The 18,761-nt window shown below is 35.1% G+C and carries 10 protein-coding genes; all 10 read right to left on the minus strand.

Translation table 11 applies throughout. The annotated features are described in order from the left end of the window. Positions 1-107: 107 nt before the first annotated feature. Positions 108-2,528, minus strand: coding sequence for a sugar-binding domain-containing protein (locus tag RB619_RS13460; RefSeq protein WP_308098215.1), 2,421 nt, complete (start codon positions 2,526-2,528; stop codon positions 108-110). Between the two features lie 112 nt (positions 2,529-2,640). Then, positions 2,641-4,224 carry a glycoside hydrolase gene (locus RB619_RS13465; protein WP_308098217.1) on the minus strand — a complete coding sequence of 528 codons (1,584 nt, stop codon included), beginning with the start codon at positions 4,222-4,224 and terminating at the stop codon, positions 2,641-2,643. A gap of 130 nt (positions 4,225-4,354) precedes the next feature. Then, entirely contained in the window at positions 4,355-5,992 is a 1,638-nt protein-coding gene (locus RB619_RS13470; protein ID WP_308098219.1) for a glycoside hydrolase, read from the minus strand. Between the two features lies 1 nt (position 5,993). Continuing rightward, positions 5,994-7,595 carry a RagB/SusD family nutrient uptake outer membrane protein gene (locus tag RB619_RS13475; protein WP_308098221.1) on the minus strand — a complete coding sequence of 534 codons (1,602 nt, stop codon included), beginning with the start codon at positions 7,593-7,595 and terminating at the stop codon, positions 5,994-5,996. An 11-nt stretch (positions 7,596-7,606) separates the two neighbouring features. Continuing rightward, the gene (locus RB619_RS13480; RefSeq protein WP_308098224.1) at positions 7,607-10,618 is read right to left on the minus strand and encodes a TonB-dependent receptor; all 3,012 of its coding nucleotides are present in this window, start codon (positions 10,616-10,618) and stop codon (positions 7,607-7,609) included. A 42-nt stretch (positions 10,619-10,660) separates the two neighbouring features. Next, positions 10,661-12,058 carry a hypothetical protein gene (locus RB619_RS13485; protein ID WP_308098226.1) on the minus strand — a complete coding sequence of 466 codons (1,398 nt, stop codon included), beginning with the start codon at positions 12,056-12,058 and terminating at the stop codon, positions 10,661-10,663. Between the two features lie 639 nt (positions 12,059-12,697). Next, positions 12,698-16,738 carry a two-component regulator propeller domain-containing protein gene (locus tag RB619_RS13490; RefSeq protein WP_308098228.1) on the minus strand — a complete coding sequence of 1,347 codons (4,041 nt, stop codon included), beginning with the start codon at positions 16,736-16,738 and terminating at the stop codon, positions 12,698-12,700. A 282-nt stretch (positions 16,739-17,020) separates the two neighbouring features. Next, positions 17,021-17,281 (minus strand): hypothetical protein, encoded by a 261-nt coding sequence (locus RB619_RS13495; protein ID WP_308098230.1) that lies wholly within the window; start codon positions 17,279-17,281, stop codon positions 17,021-17,023. A gap of 201 nt (positions 17,282-17,482) precedes the next feature. After that, positions 17,483-17,869 carry a hypothetical protein gene (locus tag RB619_RS13500; RefSeq protein WP_308098232.1) on the minus strand — a complete coding sequence of 129 codons (387 nt, stop codon included), beginning with the start codon at positions 17,867-17,869 and terminating at the stop codon, positions 17,483-17,485. A gap of 149 nt (positions 17,870-18,018) precedes the next feature. Continuing rightward, complete coding sequence (locus tag RB619_RS13505) at positions 18,019-18,573, minus strand: transposase (protein ID WP_308098234.1); 555 nt, start codon at positions 18,571-18,573, stop codon at positions 18,019-18,021. Between the last annotated feature and the right edge of the window lie 188 nt (positions 18,574-18,761).

Here is an 18,761-nt window from a genome sequence, read left to right on the forward strand (position 1 = left end):
ATCTAACTCAAATCATAAATTAAATTTCACCCCGATGGGGTTCTTGCGACTTAAAATTTGTTTATTTTTTATAAATAGGTGCTCCTATGGAACTGTTTGAAAAATTTTTATTGTACGTTAATCGTCACTTCTACAGGCTTTAACCACTGGCTTGTAAAAGTTACTTTAATAGGTTGCGCATCGCCAGTTGCTTGAACGTAAGCTGCAATATGTCCGTGAAAAACTCTTTGAACATTGTCTGTATAATCTGTCATATCGCTGTTATTTCCAGCTTCAAGTCCTAATAAAGTTCCAGGTCCGCTGATTTTGCAAGTAACTTCATTATCTGAAAGCATCACCGGAAGACCATTTTGATCTTTTACCTGAACCATGATTTTGGCAACACCTTTATCCTTGCTGATTGTAATATCTTTTTCGGCAATTGTCAATTCAACTGGCTGTTGTGTTGAATTAATAGTGTAACGGCTAACCTCTTTATCATTTGCATCTAAACCAATTGCTTCTAATTTTCCTGAAGCAAATGGAATATCCCAATAAATAATTCCGGTTTTTTCGTCGTATAGTTTCGTTTCGCCAACCACTTTTCCGTTCAATTCCAAACGTGCTTTTGCTGCATTTGTATAACAAACAACACGAATTTTTTGTCCCGCTTCGTAGTTCCAAATTGCCCATGCATCTTTAGAAACATCTTTATCATTTGTCAACGGATAAGTTCCAACATAAGCCATCGGTTTATCTGACCATAATGATTGACGGAAATAACCACGAGGTTTGATAACGCCAGCAAAATCAACTAAACCAGAGTAAAATCCTCTAGAAGGCCATCTTCCAGATTCTCCTAAATAATCAATTCCTGTCCATAAGAATTGACCAAAAATATGTTTGTTGTTTTTAACCGCTAACCAAGGATCCATATCGTGAACATTCTCACTTCCGTAGATTACTCGGTTTGGGTATTTTTTATGATCTGTCAAATATTTGCTTTCGGTATAATTGTATCCTGTAATATCTAAAGCTCCCGGATATTCTGTTTCGTTAGACATAGCTACACCCGCCAAACCAGCCGTTGTAGGACGTGATTTATCATATTTCTTTACGGCTGCAACCAAACGTTTTGCAATTACTCCAAGACGCATTGCATCTGGCGCATCTGGCTTATAACCGCCGTAAGCCGCTTGACCGAAACCGTCTTTTCCTTTATCTAAAACGGGATGTGAATATGGATCATTCGGATAATCAACCTCATTTCCAATGCTCCATGCAAAAACCGAAAGATGATTTCTGTCACGACGTACAAAATCTTCCAAATCTTTTTCGGCGTAATCTGCGAAAATGTCGAATGAACCCTCAAAACCTGGTGTTCCATAATTCCAACCTTCAAGCCATTTACGTTTTGGGAATTCCCATTCGTCATAAGCTTCGTTTAAAACCAACAAACCTAATTCATCACAAAGTTCATAGAAATCTGGAGCTTGCGGATTGTGGCTTGTACGAATGGCATTTACACCAATTTCTTTTAATGTTTTTAATCTCGTTTTCCAAACTTCTCTTGGAACAGCAGCACCTAAAACTCCGGCGTCATGGTGCAAACAAACACCTTTCATTTTCATCCATTTTCCATTAAGCGCAAAACCATTATTTGGGTCAAAAGTGAAATCTCTAAAACCAGTTTTCGTTACTGTTTTGTCAATTTCTTTTCCGTCTTTTAAAACCGTTGTTTTCAGTTCGTATAAATTCGGATTTTCTAAATCCCACAATTGCGGATTTTTGACATTTATTTTAGCCGAAATTTTACCGTTTTGATTTGCTGCAACATCAATTTTAGAAGTTGCTTTTGCTACTGATTTTCCATCTTTAGAAAATAATTCGTTTATAACTGTTAAAGATGATTTTGCAGCAGAACCGTTTTCTACATCAACCTCAACATTCAAAGTTCCTGCTCCTTTTTTCACTTCTGGATACGCATAAACGCCCCATTGTGCAATATGAACCGGATTTGCATACACTACCCAAACATTTCTGTAAATACCTGAACCTGTGTACCATCTTGAATCAGCACTTTGGCTGTGATCTACACGAACCGAAATAATATTTTCTCCTCCGTATTTCACGAATTGTGTTGCATCATAAGCAAAAGAAATATATCCGTTTGGACGTTTTCCTAACGAATGTCCGTTGATGAAAACTTCACTTCTGTTATAAACTCCTTCAAAATACAAATACACTTTCTCGCCCGATTTGCTTTGCGGAATATTGATTGATTTTCTATACCAAGCAATTCCGCCTGGCAAGTATCCTTGACAACTCGCTAAAGTTGGACTCAATTGTCCTTTTACACTCCAGTCGTGAGGCACATTTACATTTTGCCATTTGCTGTCGTCGAATGTTGTGTTTTTTGCATCTGGAGTTTCCTGAAGATTGAATTTCCAATTGTCATTAATTTTTTTTGAATCTCCAAACGATACTTGACTGCTCGCAGACAAACACGAAAAGAGTAATACGGGGATTAAAATTTTCTTAGTTAACATGTTTTTTAGTTATTTTTTGTTTCAGGTTTCAGTTTAGTATTCAGTGGTCAGTTTTTTAGTGTTCAGTTTTCAAACTAAATCAAGAACTGAACACTAAAAATCTGAACACTGTTTACTGTAATTCTCCCACAAACGTCACTACTGATCTTGCAGGAATTTCTATATTATCGATTTTCTGAATATCACTTCTTTTTAAATTTGAAGTTTCAGACGTGATGTAAGGTGTAAACTCGTTATTTTTTAAAGTTCCTTTTGATAAATCGAACTTGTATTTTTGAGCTGATTTTCCACAGTTTACAGCAACTACAATTAGTTTTTTGTTTTGAACATCTTTGTAAGCTGTCAGCATTACATCATTTGCGGCATCTAATTCGTTTTGATTTGGAACATCAACTCGTTGCATTCCCGGACGCACAAAAAGCGAATAATTTCCTAAAGCCCAAAGCAATTTTGAATCGTGAAATTCTCCATCGTTTCTCACATAATTTGGTTCTGTTCCTCCGTTGCTTTTTCCGTCATCCAAATAGATCAAACCGTCTTTGTAATCAACACGCGTAATCGATGTCCACCATTGCCATGAAGCCGCATTTGCCACCGCAATATCATTGTGAATCAAACGCGCCACAAATAAAGCCGTTTGCATTCCTAAATCTCTTCCGCCGCCAGAACCACCCGGAATTTCATTTTCTCCCGGATTCTCTAAAATACAATATTCCGATTGCCAATATTTTAAACCTGGATTTTGTTTTACGTTTGCTGCAATTAATTTTCTGCTTAAAACTTGTTTTTCAACTGGCCAAGTTGTGAAATAACTATGACCGAGAATCACATTTTTTACATTGGAAAATTTCAAAACGTTTGTTTTTGTTTTTCCAAAGAAGAAATCAATCTGATTATCTCGATCTTCTTTATTTACATTTTCATACAAATAATCAATCTGCGCCGCTTCAGCAATTACAATTTCAGTGTTCATTTTGTTAGCTTTCAGTTTTTCTGAAAGTGATTTGGTCAAATCATAAATTTCCTGATTGGTTGCCGGAGTTCCTTCCTGACTGTTTGTATCGCCATGTTTTGGCATCCATTCCCATTGCGGTTCGTTTATTGGACTTACATAATCGAATTTTATTCCTTCTTTTTTCTCCAATCCTTGAATACTTTGAACTAAGAAATCGGCAAATTTTGGAATTGCACCATCTTTTAGATTCAGTTTATTCTTTTGAGAGGCAAACGACAATCCATTGTTCGTCATATAAACCGGCGGACTATTTGTAAAAATCAAGAATTTTTCGACACCGCGTTTTTTAGCTGCCTGCAAAAACCATCTTTGTCCTTCTTGTTTTGAGAAATCATAAGTTCCATCAGCGTTTAAAAAACATTCGCTTCTTCTCCATTCGTCAGAAACTTTGCTATTTTCGCCTTGTTCTGTACTTCCAGCACCCAGATTAAATCTCCAGATGGAAAGTCCGATTCCTTTTGGATTTCCTTGTGCGTCAATCTCTTTACTGAAAAGCAAATCGGCAATGGCATTCTTTTTTTGTTCTGGCCAATTTTTTCCCACAAACTGTGTTCGCCATGCATCAGAACCTCCAAAACCGTCCATCGTCTGAACGACTTTATCGGTACTGATAACGGCAGTTCGCTGTGCAAATGACAGCGAACTCATTACCAGAAAAAGTGAGATATATACTTTTTTCATTTATTTTATTTTATTTAACCGCAAAGGGCGCAAGGTTTTACGCAAGGTGCGCTAAGTTTTGCATAAGCTTTGCATAAGCTTTGCGAACTTTGCGTATTTTCTTTGCGATCCTTGCGGTTAATTTTTATTCTTATTTATAATTTCCAACATACGTCACCACTGACCTTGCAGGAATTTCCAAACTCCCCGCATCAACCGCTGTTCCTTTTTTCAAACTTAAAGTTTCGGAAGTTGTATAAGGTGTTAATTTATTATCAGTCAAAGCTCCTCCTGCAAGATTCAATTTATAGGCTTTCGCCGATTTGCTAATGTTGACTGCAACAATTACCAGTTTTTTAGTCGCAGCATCTTTATAAGCCGTTACCATGACATCGTTTAAAGTTGTTGCATTGTCAACACTCGGAATTTGAACTCTTACCATTCCCGGTTTTACGAAAAACGAAAAGTTTCCTAAAGCCCAAAGTGTTTTTGAATCTCTAATGTATCCGTCGTTTTTGCAATAATCAGCATTTCCGGCTCCGTTGCTTGCATTATCATCAACATGAATCAAACCGTCCTTGTAATCGCCACGGCTAATTGCTGTCCACCATTGCCAAGAAGTAACACCTCCAAGCGCAATATCAGTAGAAATAATACGTGCTGTCCAAAGTGCAAGTGGCATTCCTAAATCTCTTCCTGCTCCTGCTCCGCCTGGTAATTCAGCAGTTCCCGGACTTTCTAAAACACAATATTCAGAAGACCAAAGACTCACGCCACCAACCGACTGAATTCTTGAAGCTGCCGCTTGTCTTGACGAAATCATTTCGCTCAAAGGCCAAGCTTGCCAGTAGCTATGTCCAGAAATGGTTTTCTTTACATTGCTTAAACCTGTGATTTTTTTAGCTGAATTTGGCGCAAAGAAATAATCAATTTGATTTGACCTGCTTTCTTTTCCAGAAACTGTTTTATAAAGTGATTCATAAGATCCCGCTTCTCCAACAACAATTTGAGCAGCTAGCCCTTTAGCTTGCAATTTTGGAGACAAAACATTTACAAAACTGTAAATATTTGCATTTGTAGCTGGCGAACCTTCCTGTCCAGAGCCGTCCCATTCGTATTGCGGTTCGTTAAACGGACTCACATAATCGATTGTTAAACCGTGTTCTGTTTTTAATTTATCTAAAGAATTCACCCAGAAATCAGCCAATTCAGGCATTTTTCCATCTTTCAAATTATAAAATTCTTTGATGCTTGCGTGGGCTTTTCCGTTTTGAGTTAAATAAACTGGAGCGCTATTTGCAAAGGCCAACAATTTTTCAACACCACGTTCTTTTGCCGCTTTCATAAACCAAACCTGACCGGCTTGTTTGTTCATATTATAACTTACACCGTCGGTTGTGAAACATTCTGTACGTCTCCATTCGTCTGTTATATCACTTGCATCGCCTTGTTCCGTACTTCCTGCGCCAAGGTTGAAACGCCATAATGAAAGTCCGATTCCTTTTGGATTTCCGTCCGCATCAACTTCTTTGCTGAATAATAAATCGGCTATTTTATTTCTTTTATCAGAAGGCCAATTTTTTCCGATAAAATTAGTTTGCCAAGCATCAGAAGCTCCAAAGCTTTCCATAGTTTGAAGCGTCATATCTAGATTTACACTCAATTCAGCTATCGAATTTTCTGAGCCTGAATTATCTGCTTTTTCAGAATCGCAAGCCACAAAAAGTGAGCTAGCGAAAAGTAAGCCTGCACACAGCAGACTTACTTTATTTTGATTATTAAACCTCATTTTAATAACCAGGATTTTGAGTGATCAACCCGCCACTTAAATCAATTTCTAACTGAGGAATTGGCCATAATAAGTTTTTCGCAGGATTAAAATTGATTCCTTTATCCTGTGGTTCTCTCAAGTTTGTAGTTTCGTAAGGATCTGTTGAACTCAAGTTGTATTTCACGAAAGTTCCGTTTGGTCCCATTAAAGATTCAATAACTGGTCTTCCTGTTGTTGGGTCTTTTTCACGACGAATATCATATAAACGTAACCCTTCAAAAGCCAATTCTAAACGACGCTCTTTATAAATTTGTCTCAATAAAGTTGGTCCAGAAAGTCCTGTTTTTGGATCTAATTTTACACGCGCTCTGATGATGTTGATATCCGCTAAAGCGTCTCCACCTGTGTGGTAACTTGCTTCTGCTCTTGTCAAATACATTTCAGCCAAACGAATCAATGGAATGTTTAATGGTAAGTGACCATCTTTTTTATCTAATGAACGGCGTGTTGCAATTGGAATATAATATTTACGACAAATACGACCCGATTTATTATCATTTAAGCTGAATTTGTGCGTTGGGTTTAAAACCTCATCACCGTAAGCCGCTTCGCCCCATTTTGTGATTGTACTTCTGCGACGGATCACGTCATTTTCAGATAAATAAGCATTTTCTAAATCACTTGTTGGCATACACCATCCCCAGCCATCAAGAACATCAGCAGCATCATTGCTTGGGAAATTCTTTTTGTCTTCGCCTCTTGCTCCAGCTAAAGTAGGAAGCATAGAACCTAAACTTTTATCTTGAACAGATGATGATTGTGCTTCAAGAATTGACTCTACTCCGTTATGATTATTTACATTCCAGATATTCAAGAAATCAGCTTCAAGTGCATAAGGACCTTCAGAAATTACTTTGTTTGAATATAATTTTGCATCGGCCCATTTTTCTTGGAACAATGTTACACGAGCCAATAATGCATAAGCAGCCCATTTGTTTATTCTTCCTTGTCTGTTAACTGCAACAGTTTCTAATTTTGCGGCAGATTCTTTAAGATCGGCTTCAATTTGTGTATAAACCTCTGCTACTGAATTACGCTTTAAAGTCAAATCGCCAGTTCCCAGAGACTTTGTATATACCGGAACTCCTCCAAAAAGATTTACCAATTCATAATAGCAATAAGCTCTCACAAAAAGAGATTCTCCCATATACTGATTTTTTTGAGCTTCGGTAATTGGCGATGCAGCCATTTTCTCTAAACCAATATTAGCCGACTGAATCGTATAAAAATGTGCTGTGTAAATACTGTTCATATCACCCATATTATCAGGCGTAATGATGTATTGCGAACACGGTCTGTGCGCGCCACTGTCTTGTCCTGTGTTACCCATCCAGGCATCATCAGTAGACATTTCGTTGGTAACTCTTGGCGCAACTAAAGTCCACCAATCATTCGGAATTAACAATCTACGTGTTAATTCATTGGTGTAATTTTCGCACTCTTGTGCTGTTTTAAAGTAATTCTCTAAGGTCTGAGTTCCTCTTTGTTCTTTTTCAATAAAATCGCTGCAAGAAACTGCTAGTAGAGAAAAAGTGATTATTGATACTATTATTTTTTTCATGATCGTTTTTGTTAAAATGCTACATTAAGCCCCATCAAGATTGTTGGCTGTACAGGATAATTCCATCCTGCGAAACCTGATCCTAAAACATCTCCACCTACTTCAGGATCAACACCTGAAAATTTTGTCCATGTCCATAAATTTTGTCCAGACAATGAGATTCTTAATTTATCTAAACCAAATTTGTTATAGAATGAGAATCCAACTTGTAAGTTTTTCATACGTACATACGATGCGTCTTCAACATAAAGAGAAGAGAATTTCGTGAAGTTTTCGTTGTTATCATCTTTAGATAAACGAGGAATACGACTTGATGTTCCTTCTCCGTGCCAAGCTAAATCTGATAAATCACTTACTTTGTTTGTCAAACTTGCACCATTGTATAAATCTGAAATATTTTGGTTAACCAAATCATTTCCAATGCTTGAGTAGAAGTTTGCTACTAAATCAAATTGTTTGTATGCAAAAGTCAAATTAAGTCCCACGTTATAATCAGCCCATGGTGTACCAATTTTAGTTCTGTCTTTATCGTCAATTTTTCCATCGCCATTGATATCTTTAAAACGAACATCTCCTACTTGTGCATAAGGCTGTAATTTTGTTCCGTGTTCATCTGTATGTGAGTTTAATTCCGTTTGATTTTGGAACAATCCATCAGCAACATATCCGTAAAAATATCCAGGTTCATTGCCTTCTACAGTTAAAGTTCTGTTGCTTGAACCGTATAATTTTTCACCGTCAGCAGATAAATTCACCATTTTTACATTTACAGTTGTAAAAGTCAAATCGGCACCATATGAGAAATCACCTTTTTTATCTTTGAATGAAACCAATAAATCAACACCATTAGATTTCATAGAACCTACATTTGTCCACATTGTAGAATATCCAGGGAAACCACTGTACGTTGGAAATTGTTTTAAAAACAACATATCTTTAGTTTCCTTTTGATAATATTCTAAAGATCCTGAAAGTTTGTTTTTCCATAATCCGAAATCAAGTCCAAACGAAATATCTTCAACAGTTTCCCATTTAATGTCTTTGTTTGCCATTGTAGAAGGATAAGAAGTATCAGCAATATCACTTCCGATAGGATAAAAACCTTGCCCAATGTTTGATTGATAAACTGCATCTTTCAGGTTTTGATTTCCTACTTTACCCCAACCTGCTCTAAATCTAAGATCGCTCAAAACATCTTTTGTAGATTCCATAAAATCTTCATTCAAAATTCTCCAAGAAACCGATGCAGAAGGGAAATTTGCCCATTTGTTGTTTTCCATGAATTTAGAAGAACCATCACGTCTGAAAGTACCTGTGAAATAATATTTTCCGTCATAGTTATAAGAAAAACGAGAAATATAAGACATCAAAGAATTCGACGTTTTATTACCGCTACTATTGCGGTTTTTAGTAGCTGCATCTAATTCTCTCATAGTGTCAGAGTTGTTTGGAACTCCTTCTCCATAGCCCCAAACCTTGCTTTGGTTGTATTCTTCCATTGTATTACCAATCATTAAAGACGCATTGTGTTTTTCTGCGAACGTTCTAGTATAGGTAATTGTGTTTTGCCAAGACCAGTTAACATCTGTAGTGTTCCATTTTTCAACGCTATTGATTTCTGCTTTTTCGTGAGCTGCATCAATTACGAAGTCTGGGCTGAATTTATTTCTGACAATATCTCCAACTTCAACAGAAGCTTGTGAACGAATCACCAAACCTTTGATTGGAGCATATTGCAAATATCCATTTGTATTTAAGTTGTATTGATCTGTAAAATCATCATAACGTTTTACCGCTGCAACCGGATTCCAGATATAAGAAGGAGAACGTGCATAAATGCTGTATTCGTTTTCTGTCCCGTTTAATTGATCTGCTGGTTTGTAAATTGGCGTAATTGGATCAACTTTATCAAAATCAGCCCAGTTTCCTGGTGAACCATACGTTTCGTAACGAGGATTTAGAGTAATTCCGGCTGAGAATTTATCAGAGAATTTAAAATCATTGGCAATTCTCATTGTGATTCTTTCCCATCCTCCAACTTCATACATCGATTCAGAGTTGTAATAGTTCAAACTAACTGCAAACGTATGTTTATCTGAACCTCCAGTTACTCCAAGCGATGCATTTGTTACAGGAGAAGCTTTTCTAATTCCAGCATCCCACCAGTCTGTTGTTTTTCCTTTGTATTGAGAAGGATTTGGCAAATAATCAGAATATCCCGAATTGTTGTATGCTGTATTCATCATTGTTGCATACCCCTCGGCATCAGCCATATTGTATGGATTATTCATCATCTGCATACCAGAACTTAAGTCAAAGTTGAATCTTGTTTTTCCTGCTTTTCCTTTTTTAGTTGTAATCAAGATAACACCATTTGAAGCTCTAGAACCGTAAATTGCACTCGCAGAAGCATCTTTTAAAACTTCCATCGATTCAATTTCGTTATTGCTCAAAAAGTTGATGCTTGTTCCCATCGGGATTCCGTCAACCACATAAAGCGGATCTGTACTTAAGTTTACTGTCGAAATACCACGAATCAAAACTCTAGGTTGTGCACCAGGTCCTCCAGCTCCAGTAACCTGTACTCCAGATACTTTTCCTTGCAAAGACTCCGCTACGTTACCTACTGTCATGGTTTGTAATTCTTTTCCTTTTACTGAAGAAATTGAACTTGTTACATCGCTCTTTTTTACAGCAGCATAACCAACCACAACAATTTCATCTAAGGCTTGACTTGATTCTTCTAATACGACATCAAAAGAAGTTTTGTCTCCAACCGGAATTACTTTATTGGCGAAACCAACAAAAGAAAATTCGATCTGCGCATTTTTATTTGGAACACTGATGGTAAAATTTCCGTCAAAATCAGTTGACGTTGTTGTTGAAGTTCCTTTCACAAGTAAATTTACTCCGGGAATTGGCACGGCACCTTTATCTTTAACAGTACCCGTTATTTTTATTTGTCCAAATGATACCGCAGTACACATTAAGGCAATAAAAAATCCTATATATTTAAATTTCATATTAAGCTGTTTTATTAATTAAATGTCACAACAAAGTCGTCACTATTTTTTTGTTATAAATACTCTTTCTAACTCGGTATCAAGAACTACTTTATAAACTCCCGCAGCTGCTGGATATTTAGCATTTCCGTTCTCTCCCGGCGACATTGTACAGATTCCATTTTTGATTAATCTCCAAGAAGGATCCCACCATTGGCCTGTAAAAGTCGCTTCCATAGTTCCGGTTAAAGTGTATTCACCAACTAATTGATAAGGATTAGCTGAATTATTGCTTAAGTGCAATCCAGTCATTACCCATGCATTCCAAGTATCCCAGTTAGCATCTTTGATACCGCCACCGCAAACACTTACAAATGGTTTTCTTAAAGCTGCATCGTCGTGCCATAATCCGTTAGCTATATCAGCCCATACTTTGCTTGTTGGCGTATATTTTTCAGCTGTATATTTTAAAGTATTCGGATTCACTTTAATTTTATAATATCCTTTTATAGGTAGAATAATTGGAGTCGATGTAACATCATCAACTAATTCTCCAGCAGTATTTAAACCAAAACAATGTGGCGCAAAATCGGATTCTTGACCTAAGAAATAAACCTCCTTATTGTCCTTATCTGCGTAATATTTGAATTCAAAATCTTGTCCACTTTTTTCGTGGAAATACATTGGGACACCAACTGCATCTGTTGTCAGGTTAGTTCCTTTTGGCTGATCACATAAATAGATTGCCGGATACTCATTTGTAGCTACAATATTTACATTTAATGATCCTGTATTTGGAATTGCGAATTTATCTTTAGCTGTAATCGTTAAAACATAATCTGCAGCAGTTACTGGCAAAGTATATGTTTTGTTGAATGTATAAGACTGAGGTGATCCTGTTAATTGAACCGTTTCATTAATGCCCAATGCTGCACATTGCACCTGAACATAATCAATACCTGAATCATCATTCACTACAAAATTCAAAGGCATTTTATTGCTTGTTGACAACAAAATAACAGCGCCTTCTTTTGGTGAAACCATAGTGATTGACGGTGCAGCAAATTCTCCGTCTAAACGTAAATTGATTTCTTCATTAACAACATTTCCAGAAACGTCAGTAATAATCAATTTAATTTTGAAAGCTTCAGATGTTCCTCTGTTTGAAGGAACTTCAAAAAAATAACTTAAATCATACGATTTAAGCAAAGGATCTGTAGCGAATGCAATTACTTTATCAAGCGATAATTCTGGAATTTGAATTTGAACACTTTTCAATCCCAAATCATCGGCAAGAGCAGCTTTGATTTCGAATTTTCTGTTTGGCGCGCCATAAATTTCTTTAGTCGCCACTACTACCGTAGGATTATCAGATGGAGCAAAATCTGATTCGTTATTTTGACATCCGGTAAACACGATGGCAAAAAGGGCAAGAAAAAATAAAAATATATTTTTTTTCATTTCTTAATTTTTAAGGTTAGGTCGGTTTTTTTATTAGTAAAGTGAATGTTGAAATAAATGAGCTGTACTCAATTTTGAAGAGCTAGATTGCGTTTTCTTTTTTGGCAAAGAAAACAGACAATTAAAAATCGGTGGTTTGGTTTTTGTCATGTTAGTAAAGTTTGGTTAATATTCTTTTTTTTATTTTTTTCCTCTTAAACAATGAAGTTTTATTTTTTTTTGGCCCGCGTTTTTTTTCGCGGGCCAGATAAGTAAATACGTAAAACCAACTCTTACAATCACATTTTAAAGAAGGCTCAATTCTTTAAATAGATTAAAAAACTTATCAAAAAAATAACACTTATAATTCTACACAGTAATACAACTTAATCATTACTATAGGTGCAAAGAAATGTTTAAAACACACTTCTAAGGAGGGGTAAAATGGAAAAAAAAGGAGGTCAAAATTGCAATTAATTATTATTTTGGATTAAAATTTACAGAGTATTAAAAAATATACGTGTATTTTTACATAATCTGCAATCATTGAAATATTCTTCATTTTAAGACTAAAACGTTTGAAATTTTTCAAAAAAAGATACTCCCAACCACAAAATGCGATTGAGTCTTTAAGAAAATGTAAAGTCTGAAAAATGGTTTTTAACTGATAATATTCAAATCGGAGTTAAAAGAGCTCTTATATTTTTTAATATACTCTGAAGGCGTCATTCCAAAAAGTTTCACAAACTGCTGTCTAAAATATTTAGGATCTTCAAAACCAACTTCGGCACTTGCCTGTGCAATATTCATGTCTTCTGTAAGCATCAACATCGCCGCTCTTCGAATCCGGAGAGATCGAATAAAAGCATTTAATGTCTGTCCTGAAATAATCTTGATTTTAGTATAAAGCGTTCTATGGCTCATTCCCATTTCTTGGGCAAAGGTTTTAATCGTAAAATCTTTTTTATGAATATTGGCTTCTACAATATCAATACACTTTTTCAAGATAAATTGGTATTCTGCTGGAACTTTCTGTGTATTTTCCTTTAATGTAATACTGTCTAAGAAATATGTTCTAAGATTGCTTCTGTTTTTTAATAAAGATTCCACGCGCGCAACCAGAATATCATCATCGAAAGGTTTCATGATATAATCATCGGCACCATCGCTGATTCCCTGCAAATGCGTTTCAGGATTTTTTGAAGCCGTCAATAAAATAACCGGGATATGAGACAAATCATTGCTTTCTTTTATTTTTCGGCAAAGCTCAAGACCGTCCATCTGCTCCATAGTGATGTCACTAATTACCAAGTCAGGTTTGTGCTTTTTGGTTAGTTTCAAACCTTCTTCTCCATTTTCAGCACTGTACACCATGTAGTTTTCCGAAAACATTTTGATCAAATAATTTCTGATATCATCATTATCATCTATAATCAATACGGTTCGTTTTTCAGTCAACATTACAGTTTGAAAATCTGTTTCAGAAACTTGATTATTAACCAAATTAATCTCTTCAGAATCATCAATATTCAATTCATCAAACAATTGACTTCTTTGCTGCACATCATTTGTTATAACGGCATTTTCAAAATGACTGTTTCCTTTTAAAAATGTCAGTTTAAAAATACTTCCTTTCCCTATTTCACTGCTACAACTTACTTTTCCTTTGTGCTTGTCAACAAAGTATTTCACAATAAAAAGCCCAATTCCAAAACCGGTACTTATGGAAACTTTAGAATTAATTTGTCTGAATTTCTCAAAAATAACATCAATATCCGCTTTATCAATTCCTTCGCCGCTGTCTAAAATTTCCATTTCGACATCTGAAATTGTTTCGGTTAATTTCAAACTAATTTCACCGCCAATTGGAGTATACTTAAAAGCATTAGACATTAAATTGAATAACGAAATTTCGATTTTTTCATAATCGCCAATAATCTCGATTTCATTATCTGGAATATAAAAATTGTAAGTGATGTTCTTATCTTTTGCCTGATTCACAAAACATTGATAGACTTCATTGCAAAGTTTATTTACATTTATAGGCGACAATCTTAACGAATCCGCATCGTTTTCAGCTTTTCTAAAAAGCAAAAGCTGATCAACCAAACTCAATAAACGTCTGGCATTTCGATGCGCAATAGCCAAGTCGCTTCCCGAAGATCCATTTTCGACACGTTCTTTCGCAACGGCTTTTTTCAGCGGATTGATAATCAGCGAAAGCGGCGTTCTAAATTCATGCGAGATATAGGTAAACATTGACGATTGTTTCTCGGCAATTTCTTTCTCTTTTTTGCTTTCTAATTCGGCAATTTTGACCTTATATTTTAAAGCTTCTTTATTTTTCTGATAATCCAAATACACAAAAAGTCCGCCCGCAATCGCAAGCAAATACAACGTATAAGCCCACCAAGTTCTGTACCAAGGCGGTAAAACCTGAATAGAAACCAGATTAACTTCTTTGTTCCAGCCTCCTTTAAAATTGGTTGTTTTTACTTTAAAAGTATAAGTTCCTTCAGGCAATCTCGAATAATTAGCTTTTCGGGCTTGACCCACATAATTCCATTGTTCGTCCCAGCCGTCTAAAAAATAAGCGTAATTTATTTTATCAGCATTGTTGTAGTCAATTGCGACAAATTCTAATGACAAAGCCGTTTGATCATAATCAAGCGTAACTTTTTTCAAATTACCCGAATCTGCTTCAGAAACCTCTACTTTGCTTTCTTCAATACTCTGATTGTTAACCGAAAAATCACTCAACAATAAATTATTCTTCTGATTAAAACCTTTGATTGCTTCTGGAAAAAAGATATTAAAACCGTTGATTCCTCCGAATAGAAATTCTCCATCAGATAATTCGATTCCAGCATTAAAACTAAACTGATTGCTTTGCAAACCATCATTTACAGAAAAATTACGGAAGGTTTTTTGCTTTTTATCAAATCGGCAAACTCCGTTATAGGTACTCATCCAGAGATTTCCCTCTTTATCTTCAAGCAATCTCAAAATCGTGTTTGATGGCAAACCGTCGTCTGTCGTCAATCTTTTGAATTTATTTGTTTTTCGGTCAAATAATAAAAGTCCGCCTTCTTGCGTTCCCAGCCAAAGATTTTTGTCTTTGTCCTCGTGAATATATCTGATTGTATTTCCAATGAAAGTTTTGTTGATTTTCTTGCTGTTTTTTTCAATCGAAAACAAACTGGTATAATTTCCGCCCCAAAGTTTTCCGTCGCTGGTTTCGGTCAAACATTGCAAGTTCGTAACCGATTTATCAAAAAGTTCGAAACTGTTTTTTGTTCTGTCAAAATAGTATAGCGCACCTTCATTTGTTGCACTTGCCCAAATATTTGCTTTTGAATCTTTGTAAACAAACCAGATGTTTTTTTCAATTTGCTTCGTAAACGGATTATAACAAGAATATTGTGTAACCGAATTGTTCTTCGGATTAATTTTATTGACGCCTCCAGCCCAAGTCGAAAGCCAGATTTCGTTATTATTATCCCGAATAATTCCCGTAATAAACGGACTTGAAAGTTTATTCGCGTAATTACTATACGTATTATTTTTTCGGTTCCAATATTTCAATCCGGCGCCGTCTGTTCCGACCCACAAATTCTTTTTTTCATCTTCGCAGAAAGACAAGATAAAATTTTCAGCAGGATTTTTAGCATTGTAACGAATGCTTTTAAAATACTTTGGCGTATTACTCAACATACTGATCCCGCCACGAAGCGAGCCAAACCATTTATTGCCGTCTTTATCTTCGTATAAACTCCAAACCGAGTTGCTTTTTGCCAACTGATTTTCATTGACATTATTAAACGGAATCGCTTTTTTATTTGTTCCAATGACTTTGTAAATGCCACAGCCGTCTGTCGTAATCCAGATTTCTTTTTTCTTATCAACCAAAATATCGGTAACACTGCATTTATTTGAAAAATAGTTTTCTGAAATAATTCCCGTTTTGGTATTAAACAGAAAAAGTCCTTCATCGGTTCCGAGCCAAAGATTTCCGTCAGAACCCAATTTCATTGCTTTTACTTCCTTTGAAATGGAGAAAACCGCCTTTAAAGTTTTTGACTGATAATTGAAACTACAGATTCCAACATTGCGGACGTAAACCCAAGAATGTTTATTTTTTTGATCTTCCTGAATGGCAATGGCATCGTAATTATTAATGCTGATTTTATTGCCCAAAACGGCAAGCGGAATTTGTTTGCCAACAAACGAACCATTTTCGAAACTGATTAATCCTAAACTCTGCGAAGCAACTAAAAACAGATTGCCTGAAACCGAGCGCATTTGGTGAATAATGTCGTTTAAAATTTTCTTTTTATTGGATGAAAAATATTCGGCAGGATGAAAAGTCGCAGTTGATTTATTATAAATGCTGATTCCGTTTGCGCCTCCAACCCAAATGTTTTTTCGAGAATCACCTTCAATATTGTAAACGGCATTAAAGGAAAGTGATTTTTTATCGTTGATTCGGTTTCGGAAAACTTTAAAGTTATAACCGTCGTAACGATTCAATCCATCGTAAGTTCCAAACCAGAGATAACCGTCGCTGTCCTGAAAAATAGTCGTCACCGAATTGTTTGACAAACCGTCAGAAATATCAAGAAATTTCACCGGATTATCCTGCGCAAAACCCAGCGAAGTGAAACCAAACAGCAGTATAAAATGCAGAACAAAATACTTCAAAATAGTATGCTTTTTTTGTGAATTTGTGTAGAAAGCACAATTATAAGCTTATTTATAGGTATTTTGCAAAAATCGATTCATAAAATTTTGATTTTATGACTGATGTGTAAGAGTAAATCTTACGTTTTTAGTTTTAATAAAGGTTTGGCTATAAAATGTTTTTTATTCGCATCTTTTATTAACTACGTTCTACAAAGTGTTTTAAATAGCAGCAGCTTACTGTGCGGACACAGATTGCAAATCTGCGCTAACGAACGGACGGAATTAAAAACATTTAATTATTTAAACTTTCCAATAAGTTGCTTCTAGATATTCTAAAATATTTTGCTTTTTATCATATATCAAAAACTCTAGCTTATTATTAGAAACTGACTTATTGTGTATAAATTCTTTTGCTAAATCTATATTTTCAAATATCCAATATAATTCATCTTCTGAATCATTCCTATAGAGTTCTAGCTTAAGATTGAAGACATGTCCCGTTGCTCCATCCGCAATAACTACTGCAACTTGCTTTTCAATCAACATTGGAAATTTCTTCATGATTAATAGTTTTAATTAATTAAAAATGCAATTGCATACTTCTAACCTTAATCGTTAGCGCAGATTTATAATCTGTGCCCGCAAAGATTGGACATAATTTTTTAAATAATATAATATCCTCAACAAAATACTTTATGAGCTTTACTGTGCCGGCACAGATTGCAAATCTGCGTTAACAGACAGAAACACAACAAAAACCTATTATTTTTTTAAATAAGAATTCCTGCTTGGCATTGGTTTGTTAGATATTGAATTCGTATCAATTATAATTTCAAAATCACCGATTGTCTTTTTAATTATTAACAAATCATCATATCTTTCAGGCTTACCATAAAAAAATAAAGCAATTGTATCATTTGCAAAACGGACATCTTTTATATTGGTAGAATTAACAATTGTGTCACTTTTACCATTAATTGTATCATAGAGTAATACATAGTCAGCGCTAGTTGAACTCACATTTGAATAATAGAACCATTCTATAACCTTATTTTTTGCTTTTATTTCTTTCAAGTACAGACGATCTTCCTGTAATTTATTTACACAACCTAAAACTATAATAGGTGTAAATATTAAAAATTTTCTCATTGCTTGTAAAATTGTTTATAATACCCAATCGCGCACTTCTAACCTCGATCTTAGCGCAGATTTGCAATCTGTGCCCACAAAGATTGGACACAACGTAAATCAAAAGCTTTCAATTGTTTTTGATGTTCTAAAAAGAGTAAAGATTATTTTCAAAACAAATCTAATAAAACCACCTCTAAATCATTTTCTAATCCTGAATAATTTCGTGCCGAACTAAAATAATAATCTTCTGGAAAAGCCACTATTCTGTCTTTTACAGGATTATTGTGAATATAATTTATTTTTTGTTTAATGAATTTGTTGCTATAAATATGTTCAGCATGATAGCCGTTTTGCCAAACTTTGTAGTTCTGTTCATTTTTAAAATTTTCACAGGCCTTTTGAAAATTCTCTAGCATCCATTCTCTTCTACTCTCCGGTTCATTAATTATAGTTTGAATTATCTTCTTCGAAGTGAACTTTTTAAAATCTCTTACAACGTCACACAAAATAAAACCATTTGTAGCTTTACAAAGTAAATGAATATGATTGGTCATTATACAATATGCATAAATTTCTAAACCTTTCTTTGCTTGACAATATTGCAAAGCTTTTATAAGAACATTCTTTTGATTGAGTCTTGTGAATATATCAATCCAACCTACAGCAGTAATTGTAATAAAATAAGCTTCTTCTAGTGTTGTCGCTTTATATTTTGTGGACATAAATATCTTTTTTCTTACAAAAATATAAAATTTTAATTATGCTTTTTCAACGATATTTATTTGATATACTTTGTGGGCACAGATTGCAAATCTGCGCTAACGATGTGGAGTGGAAATGTGGTGCAACTATAATTTTTATTGATTTACTTTACGGGCACAGATTATAAATCTGCGCTAACGATGAGGAA

The organism is Flavobacterium sp. LHD-80, from assembly GCF_030929605.1.
GTDB lineage: Bacteria > Bacteroidota > Bacteroidia > Flavobacteriales > Flavobacteriaceae > Flavobacterium.